This window comes from Halorubrum lacusprofundi ATCC 49239 (genome assembly GCF_000022205.1).
Classification (GTDB): Archaea; Halobacteriota; Halobacteria; order Halobacteriales; family Haloferacaceae; genus Halorubrum; species Halorubrum lacusprofundi.
Genome location: NC_012029.1, coordinates 1,834,527 through 1,850,437 on the forward strand (window position 1 = coordinate 1,834,527; position 15,911 = coordinate 1,850,437).

The 15,911-nt window shown below is 66.2% G+C and carries 21 protein-coding genes and 2 pseudogenes; 15 read left to right on the plus strand and 8 right to left on the minus strand.

The features are described from left to right. The first annotated feature begins 21 nt into the window (after positions 1 to 21). The 7 genes from HLAC_RS09045 to rpsB are packed head-to-tail and all read left to right on the plus strand — an operon-like array spanning position 22 to position 3,628. Complete coding sequence (locus tag HLAC_RS09045) at positions 22 to 375, plus strand: 50S ribosomal protein L18e (RefSeq protein ID WP_015910534.1); 354 nt, start codon at positions 22 to 24, stop codon at positions 373 to 375. Beyond that, positions 372 to 821 (plus strand): 50S ribosomal protein L13, encoded by a 450-nt coding sequence (locus HLAC_RS09050; protein WP_015910535.1) that lies wholly within the window; start codon positions 372 to 374, stop codon positions 819 to 821. Before HLAC_RS09045 ends, HLAC_RS09050 begins: the two co-directional genes overlap by 4 nt. Then, the gene (locus HLAC_RS09055) at positions 815 to 1,213 is read left to right on the plus strand and encodes a 30S ribosomal protein S9 (RefSeq protein ID WP_015910536.1); all 399 of its coding nucleotides are present in this window, start codon (positions 815 to 817) and stop codon (positions 1,211 to 1,213) included. Before HLAC_RS09050 ends, HLAC_RS09055 begins: the two co-directional genes overlap by 7 nt. Positions 1,214 to 1,225: 12 nt before the next feature. Continuing rightward, positions 1,226 to 1,420, plus strand: coding sequence for a DNA-directed RNA polymerase subunit N (locus tag HLAC_RS09060; RefSeq protein WP_015910537.1), 195 nt, complete (start codon positions 1,226 to 1,228; stop codon positions 1,418 to 1,420). 3 nt (positions 1,421 to 1,423) lie between these two features. After that, positions 1,424 to 1,603, plus strand: coding sequence for a DNA-directed RNA polymerase subunit K (locus tag HLAC_RS09065; RefSeq protein WP_004046454.1), 180 nt, complete (start codon positions 1,424 to 1,426; stop codon positions 1,601 to 1,603). Next, positions 1,603 to 2,805 (plus strand): phosphopyruvate hydratase, encoded by a 1,203-nt coding sequence (eno, locus tag HLAC_RS09070; RefSeq protein ID WP_015910538.1) that lies wholly within the window; start codon positions 1,603 to 1,605, stop codon positions 2,803 to 2,805. The genes HLAC_RS09065 and eno overlap by 1 nt, the downstream gene beginning before the upstream one ends. Positions 2,806 to 2,821: 16 nt before the next feature. Continuing rightward, complete coding sequence (gene rpsB / locus HLAC_RS09075) at positions 2,822 to 3,628, plus strand: 30S ribosomal protein S2 (RefSeq protein ID WP_015910539.1); 807 nt, start codon at positions 2,822 to 2,824, stop codon at positions 3,626 to 3,628. 106 nt (positions 3,629 to 3,734) lie between these two features. On the opposite strand, the gene HLAC_RS09080 is transcribed toward rpsB, so the two are convergent. Both HLAC_RS09080 and HLAC_RS09085 read right to left on the minus strand, forming a co-directional pair. Then, positions 3,735 to 4,079 carry a DUF4870 domain-containing protein gene (locus HLAC_RS09080; protein WP_015910540.1) on the minus strand — a complete coding sequence of 115 codons (345 nt, stop codon included), beginning with the start codon at positions 4,077 to 4,079 and terminating at the stop codon, positions 3,735 to 3,737. Between the two features lie 25 nt (positions 4,080 to 4,104). Further along, positions 4,105 to 4,701 carry a mechanosensitive ion channel domain-containing protein gene (locus tag HLAC_RS09085; protein ID WP_015910541.1) on the minus strand — a complete coding sequence of 199 codons (597 nt, stop codon included), beginning with the start codon at positions 4,699 to 4,701 and terminating at the stop codon, positions 4,105 to 4,107. 129 nt (positions 4,702 to 4,830) lie between these two features. On the opposite strand from HLAC_RS09085, the gene mvk reads away from it, so the two are divergent. The 4 genes from mvk to HLAC_RS09105 all read left to right on the plus strand — a co-directional run bounded on the left by mvk (position 4,831) and on the right by HLAC_RS09105 (position 8,098). After that, the gene (mvk, locus tag HLAC_RS09090; RefSeq protein WP_015910542.1) at positions 4,831 to 5,847 is read left to right on the plus strand and encodes a mevalonate kinase; all 1,017 of its coding nucleotides are present in this window, start codon (positions 4,831 to 4,833) and stop codon (positions 5,845 to 5,847) included. Then, complete coding sequence (locus tag HLAC_RS09095) at positions 5,844 to 6,650, plus strand: isopentenyl phosphate kinase (RefSeq protein WP_015910543.1); 807 nt, start codon at positions 5,844 to 5,846, stop codon at positions 6,648 to 6,650. Before mvk ends, HLAC_RS09095 begins: the two co-directional genes overlap by 4 nt. Before the next feature lie 75 nt (positions 6,651 to 6,725). Continuing rightward, positions 6,726 to 7,763, plus strand: a complete 1,038-nt coding sequence (locus tag HLAC_RS09100) for an Mrp/NBP35 family ATP-binding protein (RefSeq protein WP_015910544.1) — start codon at positions 6,726 to 6,728, stop codon at positions 7,761 to 7,763. Next, complete coding sequence (locus HLAC_RS09105; protein WP_015910545.1) at positions 7,760 to 8,098, plus strand: DUF7976 family protein; 339 nt, start codon at positions 7,760 to 7,762, stop codon at positions 8,096 to 8,098. Before HLAC_RS09100 ends, HLAC_RS09105 begins: the two co-directional genes overlap by 4 nt. A gap of 268 nt (positions 8,099 to 8,366) precedes the next feature. Here HLAC_RS09105 and HLAC_RS09110 read toward each other — a convergent pair whose 3' ends face one another. Further along, positions 8,367 to 8,675 (minus strand): hypothetical protein, encoded by a 309-nt coding sequence (locus tag HLAC_RS09110; protein ID WP_015910546.1) that lies wholly within the window; start codon positions 8,673 to 8,675, stop codon positions 8,367 to 8,369. A 169-nt stretch (positions 8,676 to 8,844) separates the two neighbouring features. Between HLAC_RS09110 and HLAC_RS09115 the strand changes: the two genes are divergently transcribed. Further along, on the plus strand, positions 8,845 to 9,966 hold the full coding sequence (locus HLAC_RS09115) for a CobW family GTP-binding protein (protein ID WP_015910547.1): 1,122 nt from the start codon (positions 8,845 to 8,847) through the stop codon (positions 9,964 to 9,966). Positions 9,967 to 9,990: 24 nt separating this feature from the next. On the opposite strand, the gene HLAC_RS19280 is transcribed toward HLAC_RS09115, so the two are convergent. Next, complete coding sequence (locus HLAC_RS19280) at positions 9,991 to 10,143, minus strand: hypothetical protein (RefSeq protein ID WP_015910548.1); 153 nt, start codon at positions 10,141 to 10,143, stop codon at positions 9,991 to 9,993. A 165-nt stretch (positions 10,144 to 10,308) separates the two neighbouring features. Between HLAC_RS19280 and HLAC_RS19285 the strand changes: the two genes are divergently transcribed. Then, positions 10,309 to 10,476 (plus strand): hypothetical protein, encoded by a 168-nt coding sequence (locus tag HLAC_RS19285; RefSeq protein ID WP_015910549.1) that lies wholly within the window; start codon positions 10,309 to 10,311, stop codon positions 10,474 to 10,476. 57 nt (positions 10,477 to 10,533) lie between these two features. On the opposite strand, the gene HLAC_RS09130 is transcribed toward HLAC_RS19285, so the two are convergent. Further along, on the minus strand, positions 10,534 to 11,703 hold the full coding sequence (locus HLAC_RS09130; RefSeq protein ID WP_015910550.1) for a glutathione-independent formaldehyde dehydrogenase: 1,170 nt from the start codon (positions 11,701 to 11,703) through the stop codon (positions 10,534 to 10,536). A gap of 283 nt (positions 11,704 to 11,986) precedes the next feature. Here HLAC_RS09130 and HLAC_RS09135 point away from each other — a divergent pair, with 283 nt between their 5' ends. After that, positions 11,987 to 12,304: a DUF5785 family protein gene (locus HLAC_RS09135; RefSeq protein WP_015910551.1), complete on the plus strand. Its 318-nt coding sequence runs from the start codon at positions 11,987 to 11,989 to the stop codon at positions 12,302 to 12,304. Between the two features lie 42 nt (positions 12,305 to 12,346). Here HLAC_RS09135 and HLAC_RS09140 read toward each other — a convergent pair. The 3 genes and pseudogenes from HLAC_RS09140 to HLAC_RS09150 form a co-directional block, all read right to left on the minus strand. Further along, positions 12,347 to 13,426, minus strand: a pseudogene (locus tag HLAC_RS09140) (bifunctional metallophosphatase/5'-nucleotidase); the annotation flags it as partial. 201 nt (positions 13,427 to 13,627) lie between these two features. Next, positions 13,628 to 14,800 (minus strand): ISH3-like element ISHla8 family transposase, encoded by a 1,173-nt coding sequence (locus tag HLAC_RS09145; protein WP_012659234.1) that lies wholly within the window; start codon positions 14,798 to 14,800, stop codon positions 13,628 to 13,630. 70 nt (positions 14,801 to 14,870) lie between these two features. After that, positions 14,871 to 15,254 (minus strand): annotated as a pseudogene (locus HLAC_RS09150) (metallophosphoesterase family protein); the annotation flags it as partial. A 290-nt stretch (positions 15,255 to 15,544) separates the two neighbouring features. Here HLAC_RS09150 and rpl7ae point away from each other — a divergent pair. Next, entirely contained in the window at positions 15,545 to 15,907 is a 363-nt protein-coding gene (gene rpl7ae, locus HLAC_RS09155; RefSeq protein WP_004046475.1) for a 50S ribosomal protein L7Ae, read from the plus strand. The last annotated feature ends 4 nt before the right edge of the window (positions 15,908 to 15,911 follow it).

Consider the following 15,911-nt stretch of genomic DNA (forward strand, 5'->3'; position numbering starts at 1 on the left):
TCCACTTCAGGAGGGACAGCTATGAGTAGCAAGACGAATCCGAAACTACAGAACCTCATCGCCGATCTGAAGTCGGTCTCGCGCGATTCCGGTGCCAACGTATGGCAGGACATCGCCGCCCGACTGGAGAAGCCACGGCGCACGCACGCTGAGGTCAACCTGGGCCGCATCGAACGGTACGCTCAGGAAGACGAGACGGTCGTCGTCCCCGGCAAGGTGCTGGGCAGCGGTGTGCTCGAAAAGAACGTCACCGTCGCCGCCGTCGACTTCTCGGGCACTGCCCGCACGAAGATCGACCAGGCCGGCGAAGCGGTGTCGCTTGAACAGTTCGTTGAACAAAATCCCGAAGAGAGCAACGTCCGGGTGATTCGATGAGTCTCGCAAAGATCGACGCGGACGTCGTCGTCGACGCCCGGGACTGCATCCTCGGTCGCGTCTCGTCGAAGGTCGCCCAGCGCGTCCTTGACGGCGAGACGGTCGCCGTCGTCAACGCCGAGCGCGCGGTCATCACCGGTAACGAGGAGGCGACGATGGAGACGTACCACACTCGCGCGGAGCTCGGCTCCGACAGCGGGCCGTACTACCCCAAGCGCCCCGACCGAATCTTCAAGCGTGCCATCCGCGGCATGCTACCGTACAAGACGGAGGACGGCCGCGAGGCACTCTCGAACGTCCGCGTCTACGTGGGCAACCCCTACGAGCGCGACGAGGACGCCGAGACCGTCGTTCTCGACGGCACCTCGCTCGACCGCCTCTCGAACATCAAATTCACGACGCTCGGGGACATCTCCGAGTCTCTGGGAGCCAACGTCACATGGTAACTAACACCTCAGGCAAGAAGAAGACGGCCGTCGCCCGCGCCACCGTGCGCGACGGCGAGGGCCGCGTTCGCATCAACTCCCAGCCAGTCGAGCTGGTCGAACCGGAGCAGGCGCGACTCAAGATGCTGGAGCCGTTCCGCATCGCGGGCGAAGAGCTCCGCGCAGACGTCGACATCGAGGTCAACGTCGAGGGCGGCGGCTTCAGCGGCCAGGCCGACGCGACGCGGACCGCCATCGCGCGCGGTCTCGTCCAGCACCTCAGCGACGCCGAGCTGCGCGACGCGTACATGAACTTCGACCGCACCCTGCTGGTCAACGACGTCCGCCAGTCCGAACCCAAGAAGTGGGGCGGACCCGGCGCGCGTGCCCGCTACCAGAAGTCCTACCGCTGAGGTGATTCAGTCATGATGATTCCCGTCCGGTGTTTCACGTGCGGCAACGTCGTGGGTGAACACTGGGAGGAGTTCAAAGAGCGCGCCCGCGAGGGCGACGAGGACCCCGGCAAGGTGCTCGACGAGCTCGGCGTTGACCGGCACTGCTGTCGCCGGATGATGGTCAGCCACCGTGACCTCGTCGACGTCGTTTCGCCGTACCAGTAATCCATGTCAGAACAGCGATACAATCGATACGAGAAGGCACGAATCCTCGGCGCGCGAGCGCTGCAGGTGTCCTACGGGGCGCCCGTGCTGATCGACACGGATCAAACGGAGCCTATCCTCGTCGCCGCCGAGGAGTACGACGCGGGGGCGCTCCCCTTCACCGTCCGGAGGGAGTCCAACTGATGACCCGAATTACCGGCATTTCGCTGCGTCGCGTGCTCGACTCGCGCGGCAACCCCACCGTCGAGGCCGACGTGCTCACCGAGTCCGGCGGCTTCGGCCGCGGGGCAGCGCCCAGCGGGGCCTCGACCGGCGAGTACGAAGCGATCGAACTCCCGGCCAACGAATCCATCGCGAAGGCCCGCGAGCACGCGGTTCCACGCCTCGAAGGCGTCTATGCGGGCGACCAGCGCGCCGTCGACAACGCACTGCGCGCCGCCGACGGGACGGATGACTTCTCCGCGATCGGCGCCAACAGCGCGGTCGCGATCTCGATGGCGGCCGCGAAGGCCGCCGCCGACGTGCTCGGTGCGCCGCTGTACCAGCACCTCGGGGGCGCGTTCCGCGGTGAGAATTTTCCGATTCCGCTCGGCAACGTCGTCGGCGGCGGAGAGCACGCCAAGGAGGCGACTCACATCCAGGAGTTCCTCGCGGCACCCGTCGGCGCACCGAGCGTCTCGGAGGCCGTCTTCGCGAACGCCGCGGTCCACGCGGCAGTCGCGGACGTGCTCGACGAGCGCGGCGTGCCGGCTGCGAAGGGCGACGAGGGCGCGTGGGCGCCCCCGATCTCGGACGCGGACGCGTTCGAGGTCGTCGACGAGGCGGTCGACCGCGTCGAGGAGGACGTGGGCTTCGAGATCCGCTTCGGCCTCGATATGGCCGCCGCCGAGCTGTACGACGACGACCAGGAGGCGTACGTCTACGGCGAGGAGACGAAGTCGACCGACGAGCAGATCGACTACGTCGCCGACCTCGTCGACGAGTACGACCTCGCGTACGTCGAGGACCCGCTCGACGAGAACGACTACGAGGCGTTCGCGGAGCTGACCGACCGGGTCGGCGACCGGACGATGATCTGCGGCGACGACCTGTTCGTCACCAACGTCGAGCGGCTCCAGGAAGGGATCGACACGGGCGCGGCCAACAGCATCCTGATCAAGCCGAACCAGATCGGGACGCTGTCGGACACGTTCGACGCTATCGAACTCGCCGCTCGCAACGGGTACGAGACGATCATTTCCCACCGCTCGGGCGAGACGGAGGACACGACCATCGCACACCTCGCCGTGGCGACCGATGCCGGGTTCATCAAGACCGGCACGGTCGGCGGCGAGCGCACCGCCAAGCTGAACGAACTGGTCCGCATCGCGGACGACGCGGTATGACGGGCTCACACCACGCATGACGGAAGACAACGACGCGGTCGAACTCGACGACGACGCGGAGACCGAGGCGGTCGACGCGGCGGTCGAGGAGGAGGCCGACACGACCGAGGAACCGACCGCCGACGCGGCTGCCGAGGAGGCACCCGCCGACGCCGAACCCGACGCGACGGAAGACGCGGGCGACGACGCCGACGAGGAGGAAGACGCCTCCCCGTTCGACGACGACGTCATGCCCGATGACGACGTCGACCTGCTGATCCCGGTCGAGGACTACCTCTCTGCCGGTGTCCACATCGGGACCCAGCAGAAGACGAAGGATATGGAGCGGTTTATCCACCGCGTCCGCGACGATGGCCTGTACGTACTCGACGTGAGTACGACGGACCAGCGGATCCGCACAGCCGCGGACTTCCTCAAGAACTACAACCCTGAGCAAATCCTCGTCACGTCCTCGCGGCAGTACGGTCGGTTCCCGGCCGAGAAGTTCGCGGACGCCATCGGCGCCCGCGCCCGCACGGGACGCTTTATCCCCGGCACGCTGACGAACCCCGACTACGCCGGCTACATCGAGCCGGATGTCGTCGTGGTCACGGACCCGATCGGGGACGCACAGGCCGTCAAGGAGGCCATCACTGTCGGCATCCCGGTCATCGCGATGTGCGACTCCAACAACCAGCTATCGAACGTCGATCTGGTTATCCCGACGAACAACAAGGGTCGACGCGCGCTGTCGGTCGTCTACTGGCTGCTCGCCAACGAGACGCTCGACCGCCGCGGCGCCGACACTGTGTTCGCCCTCGACGACTTCGAGGACGAACTGTAAGTCGGTTTTCGACGTCGAGTTCGACTTTTTGTGAACGCTCCGAGTTGTGCCCGAGCGGCGGCGCTCGTACGACCCCCAGAGCAAAAAGAGCGATCGTGGCCGCCGTTTACAGGAGATCGATCGTGAGCGGGTAGCTCCAGACCTCGCCCTCGGCCGCCTTCACCGCGGCAATGACGATGAACACCATATTGAGGAGTCCGAGCAGGGGGAGCAGCAAGATCCCGATCCCGACGATGATCAGAACACCAGCGACGATCGAGTAGATCGTAAACCAGATCTGCCAGTTTATCGCCGCGCGCGCGTTCGCCTTCACGAACTCGTCGTCGGTGACGAGAAAGACCACGAGCGGGCCGATCAGCCACGTGAACAGCGCGAGGATGTGCGTTATCGCCGCCAGGGTGGTGTTGTCATCGGATCCGCCGGCACCGACGCTTGTTGTTGTGGATGCCATGGGTACGGGATCTCGAGCCGGATATTTAGGTGTTGTCGCGGTCGGTGCTCTCCGCCTCTCTCGTCGCCGATTTCCCGTCTTCCGCCGCGGGAACGTCATGGGTCCACCGCGGCTCGATCTCCCGGTTCGCGAGCACAACCCGATCACCGGTGTCTGTGTCGATCCGGGTCTTTCGGAGTTCGATCGCAGCGACTGTCCCGGTCACGCCCTTCGCTTCGACGCGGTACCCCGGGTTGAAGTCGGGGTCGCGGAGGAGGTACACGCCCGCCACGGTATCTTCGATCATCTCGGAGAGTGCGTACGAGATACCTAACGCGATGAAGCCGACAGCGGTGCCCAGACTCGCCGCGATGTCGCCCATGCCGACGACCTTCAGGAACGTCAGTGCAACGCCGAACCAGAGGAAGATCGCCGCGAGCGTGGCGATGAGATCGCCCACGAGCTCTCGGTCACCGACGTATATCCGATCGATCGAAGACCGGACGAGCGTGAGGACGATTCGCACCGTCGCGTACGCCAACGCGAGGAAGACTAGCCCCGAGAGCAGTCGCGGTATCGCGACCGCCAGGCTCTCGATAAAGTTCGTGAGCGACCGTGTCAAAAGCGACGGGAGCGTCGTCATAGCGCGCACGACAGCGGCCGGCGGTGAAAAGGTGACGGGGTCGGAGGGCCTTGCCGTTCCACAACGACCCTCGTCCACGACGGCCCGGCAAGCGCAACGCCTGTAAGCACGCGGAGAGAGTGGATTCGTATGACCGTCTGTGAAGCGCCGGGGAAGGTGTACCTCTTCGGCGAACACGCCGTCGTCTACGGCGAACCCGCCGTGCCGGCGGCGATCGAGCGACGCGCCACGGTGACCGCCGAGCCCCGCTCAGACGACCACGTCCGCGTCGAGGCCGAGGACCTCTCGCTCAACGGGTTCACCGTCGAGTACGCCGGCGGTACCGGCGACCGGCCCGACGTGGACGTGCCGGCCCCGCTGGTCGAGGCCGCGATGGGTTACGTCGACGCCGCGGTCCGGCAGGCCCGGGACGCGGCTGACGCGCCCGACGCCGGCTTCGACATCACCGTCGAGAGCGACATCCCGCTCGGCGCCGGACTCGGATCGTCGGCCGCCGTCGTGGTCGCGGGGATCGATGCCGCGACGCGCGCGCTCGGCGAACCGCTGGACCGCCGCGAGCTGGCCGACCGCGCGTACCACGCGGAGTACGAGGTGCAGGACGGACAGGCCTCTCGGGCCGACACGTTCTGCTCGACGATGGGCGGGGCGGTCCGCATCGAGGGCGACGACTGCGAGCCGATAGAGGCGCCGAACCTTCCGTTCGTCGTCGGTTTCGACGGCGGCGCCGGCGACACCGGCGAACTCGTCGCCGGCGTCGGCGAACTCCGCGAGGAGTACGGATTCGCCGCCGACACCGTCGAGTCGATCGGCGACGTGGTGCGGACCGGCGAGAAGCTGCTCGCCGACGCCGTTTCGGAGGCCGATCCGTCGCCGGAGCTGCTCGCTGAGCTCGGGGAGCTCATGGACTTCAATCACGGGCTGCTCTCCGCGCTGGGCGTCTCCGCGCGTTCGCTCGACGCGATGGTGTGGGCCGCCCGCGATGCTGGCGCCCACGGCGCGAAGCTCACCGGCGCGGGCGGCGGCGGCTGCATCGTTGCGCTCGACGCGAGCGACGCGAGCGAGACCGCGCTCTCCTTCACGCACGGGTGCGAGGAGGCGTTCCGCGCGGAGCTCGCGACCGAGGGTGTCCGGGTGGTGGAGCCGTGAGCGCGGATCGCGGGGCGTCTGGGACGGAGCGGACAGATGACGCCTCGGCACCCCCGGTCGTGCTCAAGCTCGGCGGGAGCCTGATCACGGACAAGAACCGCCCGGAGACGCTCGACGACGCGGCGCTCGCCGCGGCCTGCGACGCGGTTGCGAGTGCGCTCGCTGACGGCGCGGTCGATCGGCTCGTCGTCGTCCACGGCGGCGGGAGCTTCGGTCACCACCACGCCAGCGAACACGGCGTCTCGACGACGGCGGGGACCGCCGACGCCGGCGCAGTGATGGACATCCACAGCGCGATGACGGAGCTGAACCGCGCCGTCCTCAACCGGCTCCACGAGCGGGACGTGCCCGCGGTGCCGGTTCACCCACTGTCGCTTTCGGCTCGCCTCGAAGGCCCCGACGGCGACCTCGACCTGCCGCTCTCCTCGACGGCGACGCTGCTCGGCGAGGGGTTCGTTCCCGTGCTCCACGGCGACGGCGTCGCGACCGCGGGGGCCGGCGTCACCGTCGTCTCCGGAGACGAGCTTGTCGTCGAGCTTGCGGTCGGGCTCGGCGCTCGACGAGTCGGGGTCTGCTCCACGGTGCCGGGCGTTCTCGACAGTGATGGCGAGGTGATCCCGTCCATCGATTCGTTCGAGGCGGTCGCCGACGCGCTCGGCGCGAGCGACGCGACCGATGTCTCGGGCGGAATGGCCGCGAAAGTGCGGGAACTATTGGCGCTTGACGCGCCGGCGCACGTGTTCGGCGCCGCGGGACTGGAGCCGTTCCTGCGCGGCGAGGATGCCGGAACGCGGATCGACTGACCGGGAAGCCGGCGGATCAGGGTCGTTCGAGGCCCGTACAGAACCCTTATTCGACCCACGACCCTCCCTCCGGACATGAACGAAGCGGACGTACGGGAGCGGCTCGTGGACGTGCGGGACCCCGACCTCGGCGACGACATCGTCTCGCTCGGGCTGGTGAACGACGTCGAGGTGGACGACGATGAGATCCGCATCTCGCTCGCGCTCGGTGCCCCGTTTTCGCCGCACGAATCGGCGATCGCCGACGATGTCCGAGCGGCGCTTGCCGACACCGGGCTCGACGTGGAGCTGTCGGCGTCGATCCCGGACGATCTGGAGCCGGACGAGCAGGTGCTCCCCGGGGTGAAGAACGTAATCGCGGTCGCCTCAGGGAAGGGCGGCGTCGGCAAGTCGACGATGGCCGTCAACATTGCGGCCGGGCTCTCGGCGCTTGGCGCGCGCGTCGGGTTGTTCGACGCCGACGTGTACGGGCCGAACGTCCCGCGGATGGTGTCGGCGGAGGAGCGCCCGCAGACCGACGGCGAGACGATCGTCCCGCCCGAGCGCTTCGGCGTGAAACTGATGAGTATGGACTTTCTCACCGGCGAGGACGACCCCGTCATCTGGCGGGGACCGATGGTCCACAAGATAATCACCCAGCTCGTCGAGGACGTGGAGTGGGGCGAGCTCGACTACCTCGTAATGGACCTGCCGCCGGGGACCGGCGACACCCAGCTCACGATCCTCCAGACGCTCCCGCTGACGGGCGCCGTGATCGTCACCACGCCGCAGGAGGTTGCGCTCGACGACGCGGTGAAGGGCCTCCGGATGTTCGGTAAACACGACACGAACGTGCTCGGGATCGCCGAGAACATGGCGGGCTTCCGGTGTCCGGACTGCGGCGGCTTCCACGAGATATTTGGCTCCGGCGGCGGGAAAGCGTTGGCGCAGGAACACGATCTTCCCTTCTTGGGCGGTGTCCCGCTCGACCCCGCGGTCCGGACCGGCGGCGACGACGGCGAGCCGGTCGTCTTAGAGGAGGGTGAGACCGCGGACGCGTTCCGGGTGATCGTGGAGAACGTCGCGAACAACGCCGGAGTCGTGCGCCGTCGCGGGGTGAGCGAGGGGCGATGAGCGGGGAGCGAAGCGAGTCGGACGGCGGGGAGGGAGCGGGTAGTGAAGGCGACGAGCCTGACGCCCTCGACGCCGCCGGCATCGATCCAGTCGTACCCGAGTCGGCCGCTGACGCGGCGGACGAGGCGTTCGCCGAGGATGACGAGGTCCGCGCGTTCCTCCGCGAGATAGCCGGGGACGTGTGGGGTGACAGCTCCGAGAGCAAGCAGCTCTCGGCGATCCTCTACCGCGTGTCGGACCTCTACGACCCCGACGAGCAGACCTCTCCCGAGGAGATCTATCTGAACGTCCGGCACATCATGCGGATCAAAGCGCAGGGCGGGATCGAGCGGTAATACGGGATCGTTTCTGCCAGCAGTGTGGCGAACCACTCCAAAGCCCCACCCCGACCGCACCGCAGCCTCACACTCCCCAACCTCGCGGTTCGCGCTCTTCGAGCGCTCACCGCGTCCAGCGAGAATCGAAGATTCTCTGGCAGCCGGCGCGTAGCGCCGGCGACCTCGCACGCGTTCCTCGTGGCCGCCGATGGCGGCCACTCGGAGGCGCGCGCCACCGCAGTTTGTTTATAAACCGGTGAGTCTGATTTCGGTGTCGATCGGTGAGTCACACCGCCTCTTCTAACACTGTCTCGTCGCCGTGGCGGACTTCGACGCGTTCCGGAACGGCCGCCTCCGTGAATTCGACGGCGATATCGTAGGGATGCGTTTGGCCGATATCGGAGCACGGGCCGCCGTCCCAGTCGGGATCGTCCTGGGTGGTCAGCCGGAGCAGTAGGCGGTCGGCGTCGAGGTCGGCCTCGATCAGGTCGACGCGGTAACAGTCCCGCGAGCCGTCGAGCAGCCGTCCCCTGACGGTGACGCGCGGCGGAGGGTTACCTCGGCGCCGTCGACGGTTTCGGGAATCTCGCCCCACAGCGGGGTCGGACAGCCGGCGAGCGAAGCGGTCGAGACGGCGCCGCGGTCGCGAGGAGGGCTCTGCGGCGCATGGTGGAGAGCCGCCCGGCGGCCGAGTAAACTTTGTGACGGGTGGTATCTCACCGATCGATCGTTTCATACTGATAGCACGTCTCACGGTAACACACATGAGTGACGACCGGATTCCCGTGACCGTTCTCAGCGGGTACCTCGGCGCCGGGAAGACGACGATGGTGAACCACCTGCTCGCGAACCCCGGCGACAGGCGGATCGCCGTCATCCTGAACGACATGGGCGAGGTGAACGTCGACGCCGAGCTGGTCGCGCGAGAGAACGATGAGGAGGGGATCGTCGACCTCTCGAACGGCTGCATCTGCTGTCGGCTGCAGGACGACCTGCTGAGCGAGGCCGCGACGCTCGCGGAGTCCCGCGAGTTCGACTACCTCCTCGTGGAGTCGTCGGGCATCTCCGAGCCGATCCCGATCGCGCGGGCGTTCACGGAGGGGACCGAGGACTCCGATATCGACCCGACCGAGCGCTTCCGGCTCGACACGATGGTCACCGTCCTCGACACCTACGGCTTCTGGAAGGAGTTCGACGCCGGTGAGAACCTGCCGGGCGACGGGGAGTCGACCGAGGACCGCCCCCTCGCGGACGTGCTCGTCGAGGGGATCGAGTTCTGCGACGTGCTCGTGATGAACAAGACGGATATGGTTCCCGACGACGTGCTCGATGAGATCGAGTCGGTCGCCGAGCGGCTCGGCCCGCGGGCGAAGCGGATCCGGACGAGCTACTCCGAGGTCAACCCTGACGAGGTGCTCGACACCGGACGGTTCGACTTCGAGACGGCCACGCGGTCGCCGGGGTGGAAGCGCGAGATTGCGGAAAGCGAGGGCGAACACGGTCACGAGCCAGCAGCCGGCCAGCACGAACACGATCACGCCGAGGGCGCCGCCGCGGCCCACGGCGTCGACTCGTTCGTCTACCGCTCGGCCGACGCCCTCGATCCCGAGTCGTTCGCGAACTGGCTCCACGACTGGGACGGCGCGATTGTGCGGGCGAAGGGTGTCGCCAACGTCGCGGGGACGGACGAGGTCATCGGCGTGAGTCAGGCCGGTCCCTCGGTGCAGGCGGGACCGATCGGCGAGTGGGGGCCCGACGACGACCGCCGCACGCGACTCGTGTTCATCGGCAGCGAGATGGACGAAGCGCGGATCCGCGGAGAGCTCGACGAACTGGCGGCGTCGAACCCTGAATCGGTCGAGAACGCGGACGCGTTCCCGCTCTGAATCGGCTCGGTCGACCGGTCCGAGTCAGATTCCCAGTTCCGCCTGCAGGTCGTCCCAGTCCTCGTGGAATCCGTGGGTGGACTCCGTCTCGGCGCCGACCGCCGACTGGTAGATGTCGTCGTACTTCAGCAGCTCACCCCAGCCGTCGTGGAACGCCCAGTTGCAGTACTTACACATACGGGCTGCAACGCGCGGGACGGACATACCGGTTTCGGCGGTACAGGCGCGAGTGGGCGTCTCGAGGTCGTCGACGGGTCCGATCCTCCGCGGGCGCCGACAGAGTGAACTCCGCTCGTGACGTACGAGACCCATCAACCGCGGATCGGTCGTGGCGAGACACTCATGGTTACATACAGGCGCGGCGGACACGTTCAGAGCGGCGACGATGCGGTCGAGCGGGGCTGCGACCACTGCGGCTGGCACTGTGTCGCCGATGGGTATCCCGAGCTGATCGGGCGGTACCAGTCTCACCTCCGAGACGAACACCCGAAGGCGTGGCTCCGGACCTGACCGTCGGAGCGGGTCGAAAAAGTCGGAACAGCGAGGATGAAGGCGTAACGCGGCCACTCAGGGTTCGAGCAGGACCTTCGTGACGCCCTCCTCGCGGGCGTCGAACGCCTCGTACATCTCCGGCGCCTCGTCGAGGTTGACGCGGTGGGAGACGACCCAACTCGGGTCGGCGCGCCCCTCGATGATCATGTCGCGGAGGTAGCGGTTGTACGACTTGACGTTACACTGGCCCGTACCGCACTTGAGTCCCTTCTCGAAGAACTTCCCGAAGTCGATTCCGAGTCGCCCCTGCGCGGCCATGTCGTCCGGTGCGCCCGGGTCCTCCGGCACGTACAGGCCGGGGATACCGAGCTCGCCGGTCGGACGGACCACGCGAATGAGGCTGTTGATCACGACCGCCGGATTCTCCTTGGCTGGGTCGTACGAGTAGTCCTCGGATTCGGTGTCGACGTCCTCGGGGTCGGTCGCCTGATACCCGACCGCGTCGACGCCCTTGTCGACCATCCCGCCGTGTTCCTCGATGATCTGGTCGACCGGGTCGCCCTCGGAGAAGTCGATGGCGGTGGCGTCGCAGTTCTCCTCGGCCAGTTCCAGCCGGCTCGGGACCTGGTCGACGACGTATATCTCTGCCGCGCCCTTGATCTTCGCGCTGTACGCCGCCATCAGTCCGACCGGGCCGGCCCCGAAGATGGCCACCGACTCGCCCGGCTGGAGGTTCGCCAGTTCCGTGCCGTGCCAGCCGGTCGGGAAGATGTCCGCGAGCAGTGAGAACGCGTCCTCGTGCTCGTCGCCCTCCGGGAGTTTCAGGGCGTTGTGGTCGGCGTACGGCACGCGAAGCTTCTCCGCCTGTCCGCCCGGATACGGCCCCATGGCGACGTAGCCGTAGGCGCCGCCCGCGAAGCCGGGGTTGACGTTGGTACAGAAACCGGTGTATCCCTCTTCGCAGTTCTGACAGAACCCACAGGAGACGTTAAACGGCATCACAACCCGGTCACCTTCCTCTAGCGTCGAGACGGCCTCACCGACTTCGCTCACGATCCCCATATTCTCGTGGCCGAACACGATTCCCTCCTCGGCCGCGGTTCGCCCCTCGTACATGTGGAGGTCGGAGCCACAGATACACGACGTCGTGATGTCGATCACGACGTCGTTCGGGTGTTCGATCTCCGGGTCATCTACCTCTTCGATAGCCACGTCGTACGGGCCTTGGTATACAACAGCTCTCATGGTTCGATCCATGTAAATGATGGACGCCCAGTATTCTAAACGTTTTTACATTATATTATACTGTTAATAAATTGAGTTACAATTCAATCACACGTCTCTCGTCAGGGACGCCTCGTCGATAACGAGAACGGAGCAGACGGAATCGCCGGCTGAGTCGTCGTCCAACGCGACCGATCCGTCGAGGGCATCGACGTCACTGGAGGTGTCGACGCCGTCGCGGGTCGAGACGGAGGCGGTCCGACTTTCCGTAATGACTATCCCCGGTCCCGATGAATCGGGAGGTATGGACTGGCCACACGACCCCGATGGCGAACAGGGGAGCGAGGGCAGGCGGCAGTACGGGCACGCGGTGCTCGCGAAGAAGATCAACGAGGAGGAGGACTTCCCGCTGTCGGCCGCCGACTACGTCGAGCAGTACGGCGACCACCCGATCCGGATCGACTACGAGACGGTCGTCTCCGTCGAGGAGATCTTCGGGGGCGTCGAGAAAGAGGAATTCGGGGACTTCGTCGAGTTCCACCAGGAACTCGGGCGCGCGATGCGCGAGAACGGCTACTGGTTCTACGAGGGTGCTGAGCAGTTCGTCGACGGTAGCGCGTAAGCGGGTTCTGTTCTCTCACCGCGCGGCTTCGACTGACCTCACTCACCGGCTCTCGCCGGTTATCTCTTCTCGATTCTGGATCTCGATCCGGCCTTCGATCCGGGGGTCGATCCCGTGTTCACGGGCGTAATCTGCGAGCACCTCGTACTGGATGTCGGCCTCGTCGACCCGGTGGCGCTGCGCGAGCGTCGGGAACTCGTGGTCGGAGTGGAGCAGGTACTCCGAGACGGCGACGGTGTAGTGTGCCTCGGGGTCGATCGGCTCGCCGCCGACAGTGGCCTCCAGAAGTCGCTCGCCGTCGGCGTCCCAGACGACCCGCGCGTTCGAGACGTGGCCGTGCCACCAGTCATCCTTTCCGAAGTCCACGTCCGGCGCAGCCATCTCGCGGAGCACGTCGCGCAGCTCCGCGCCGGTGACGGACGCGAGCGCCACGGGCTCCTCGAACGGAATGAGGCTGATCAGATCGGCCTTCGTCACGTCGCCGACCCACGGGTCGCCCTGTCGGAGGCCGCCCGCGTTCGACAGCCCCACGTCGGCGTCGAGTGCCCAGCAGAACGCGTCCGCGGCGAAGTTTCCGACGCGGCACTCTCCACCGTGGACGACCTCACCGGTCCGCTCGATCGGCTCGTCGACGCGATCGACGACCTCGTCGAGGTCGGCGGCAGCCATCCGCTCTTCGAGGGCAGCTTCGAGCCCGGCGATCGGCTCGACGCCGTCAGGCTCGTGGAGGGTCGCGGTGGGGACGGCGTCCTCGCCGTCGTCCCTCTCCCCGGCGTCCCCCGCCCCGCCGAGGTCGACCTCGACGACGGTCTCGCCGTTGACTCCGGGGCGGACCAGCAGGGTGTCGGCCACGCACTCGTTGCGCGGGCTGTGGATGTGACCGCCGAGGATCACATCCACGTCCAGTTCGCGGGCGAGGTCGTCGTCGCCCGCGCCGAGGTGCGAGAGGACGACGGCGTGATCGAGGCCGTCGCCGTTCTCGGCGACCTCGGCGCGCATCTCGGCGAGCGCGTCACTCGCGGCGGCGACGGGGTCGTCGAACGTGAGGTCGGCGGCCATCGGGTTTAGAGAGTCGGTCGCGGGGTCGGTGACGCCGACGAACCCGATAGTCGTTACTTCCCGAACGAGTCGAGAGGGTGCTGCCTGAACGCCACAAAATAGTCACTTTCTGTATAATTTGACGGTCAGTCTCGGCTGCTCCCACGAAGTAGATCGAGGAAGTTCCAATTCACCGCTTTGGACAGACGATGTTACCCGGATTTCGACGGTATCTGCCGAAAGCTGTCGCTCACCGCCAACTGACAGGCCGTGGGCTGACCCCGGTCAGCCCGCGGCCGTTGCCTGTGATGCTGGCACTCCAACCCCGTTCGCTTTGATCTTCCACCGGCGGCGTAACTCCTCTTCCAGCTCATGACGAATCCAGTCACAGAACGTCTTGAACGTGAACTCCTCGGGCAGGTCGCGCCCGCCCCGCCGTGGGCGGGCGACGACCGCCCACCGTAGCACCAGCCACAGGTTCTCCAGCAATGCCGCGACCAACATGATGGCAAACCGCACGACGGGATCACGCGTCGTCGTGATCCCGCGTGCTTGCCGAAGTAAGCGATAGGTCGTTTCGATGCCTGAACGCTTCCTGTAGCGGTGTTCGACCTGCTTCGCTGAGCGATCAGTAACGCCACACGCCACGTAGCCACGAACGACCTCGCCGTGCTTGCCTCGATCTCCGTTCTGGTAGGAGACAGCGACCGCGAGCGGGAAGCGCAGTTCCCGCTCGCTGTCCTTGTACATGCGATAGGTCGTCATGTACGACTTGTGAGTTTCGAGTTTGTCCTTCATGCGCTCGCCCTTCTTGGGCACGTGAACGACCGTTGGGGCGATATCACGAGCGCGGCGGATGACGCGCTCGTTGTAGAATCCGCTGTCGGCAAGCAAGAGATCGATCTCGAAGGGATAGTTTTCGACGCGGGCGAGCACGCGCTCGACCGCGTCAGCCTCATCTTCGTCACTGCGGACGTAAGTCATCGCCAGCGTCACCGGCTTCCCGTTCGAGACGACGTACGCCGTGCAGTAGCGGTGGCAGGTCGTAGTCCCGTCCTTAGGAGCCATCGAACAGAGTTCGCCTTTCTCAGCATGGTGCTCGCCGTGGTAGGGATTGTCGATGAAGTCGATGGAGACGGTTCTCGACCGGTCAGGGTCGAAAATCGTCATGGCGAGCCGTGCGAGCAGAAGGTTGGCAACGACCTCAAGCCACTGACGGTTGAGTGTGTGGAGCCACCTCAAGACAGTGTCGTCACACGGCGTTCCCTCGGTATCGTTGCAGGTGTCCCAAATCGAGTTCTGGTTAGTGCAGGCTAGGATGACGACGAGCCAGATGTCGCCGGGGTCGAGGGGGCTCCCCTCGACACCCGGCAACGGGAGTGGCGTAATGACCTCTTCCGCTACGTCTTTGACATCCGACGCCGAAAGGTACTCGTCTGGATCAGGTATGGTGAACACATCCAGATCCAGACACTTTCTTGTGGTTAATTTAGCGATTCAATTCAGCTGATTACGCTGCTTGGGAAGTACCGATAGTTGCGCCGTCGATCCGGCGAACCGTCCACGGGACGACACCCTCGTCGCGGCCGAACGGGTCGCCGTTCTCGTCGCGGACGTTCGCGGAGACGAACGTCGCGGTCGCGTCGTCGACGAGCTCGCGAAGGGGATCCGGTCCGTAGTCGAACTCGTGGTTGCCGAACGTGTCGAGGAGGGTGTCGGTCGCGGCGTAGAAGTCGAGGACCTGCCGGCCGGTCGCGACCAGCGAGAGGACGCCCGGGGCGGTGGTGTCGCCGGTGGCGACGACGGCAGCGTCGGGGCCCGACAGCTCTCGGATCCGGCCGGCGAGGCGGGCCGCTCGCTCGGGGGCGTCGAAGACGTTCTCGATATCGGAGTAGTGAACGAGACGGACCATTCGATATGAGTGAGGAAGAGCGAGCGACGCTTAAAAAGCGCGGAGTTCGGGCAGTACTCTGGCGTCGAGACGCTGCGCAGCCGCTCGGGAGAACCGCTGCGAACGCCGTGGCTAAAGCGGGTCCTTCCCCGTGAGCCCCGCTCGCACACGCGCAGGTCATTGAAAGCGCTTTTATGGATGTCCGGACTAGGTCGCTTCACAGCCTCTGTGGGGTTGATGATGTGCCGTTCCGATAGGGACCGACCACGGGACGGACACGCGAGCCCGCACGGAGGATAGGTGAACAACATATGCCCGTTTACGTAGACTACGAAACCCCAGCCGACCTCGCCGAGCGATCGCTTGAGGCGCTCGAGGTCGCCCGAGACACCGGTACCGTGAAGAAAGGAACCAACGAGACCACGAAGGCCGTCGAGCGCGGCAACGCCGACCTCGTCATCGTCGCCGAGGACGTCTCTCCCGAAGAGATCGTGATGCACCTCCCCGAGCTTGCCGAGGAGAAGGGCATCCCGGTCGTCTTCGTCGACACGCAGGATGAAGTCGGCCACGCCGCCGGCCTCGAAGTCGGCTCGGCCGCCGCCGCCGTCATCGACGCCGGTGACGCCGACGACGACGTCGAGGATATCGGCGAGAAGGTCGCGGAGCTCCGATAACCAC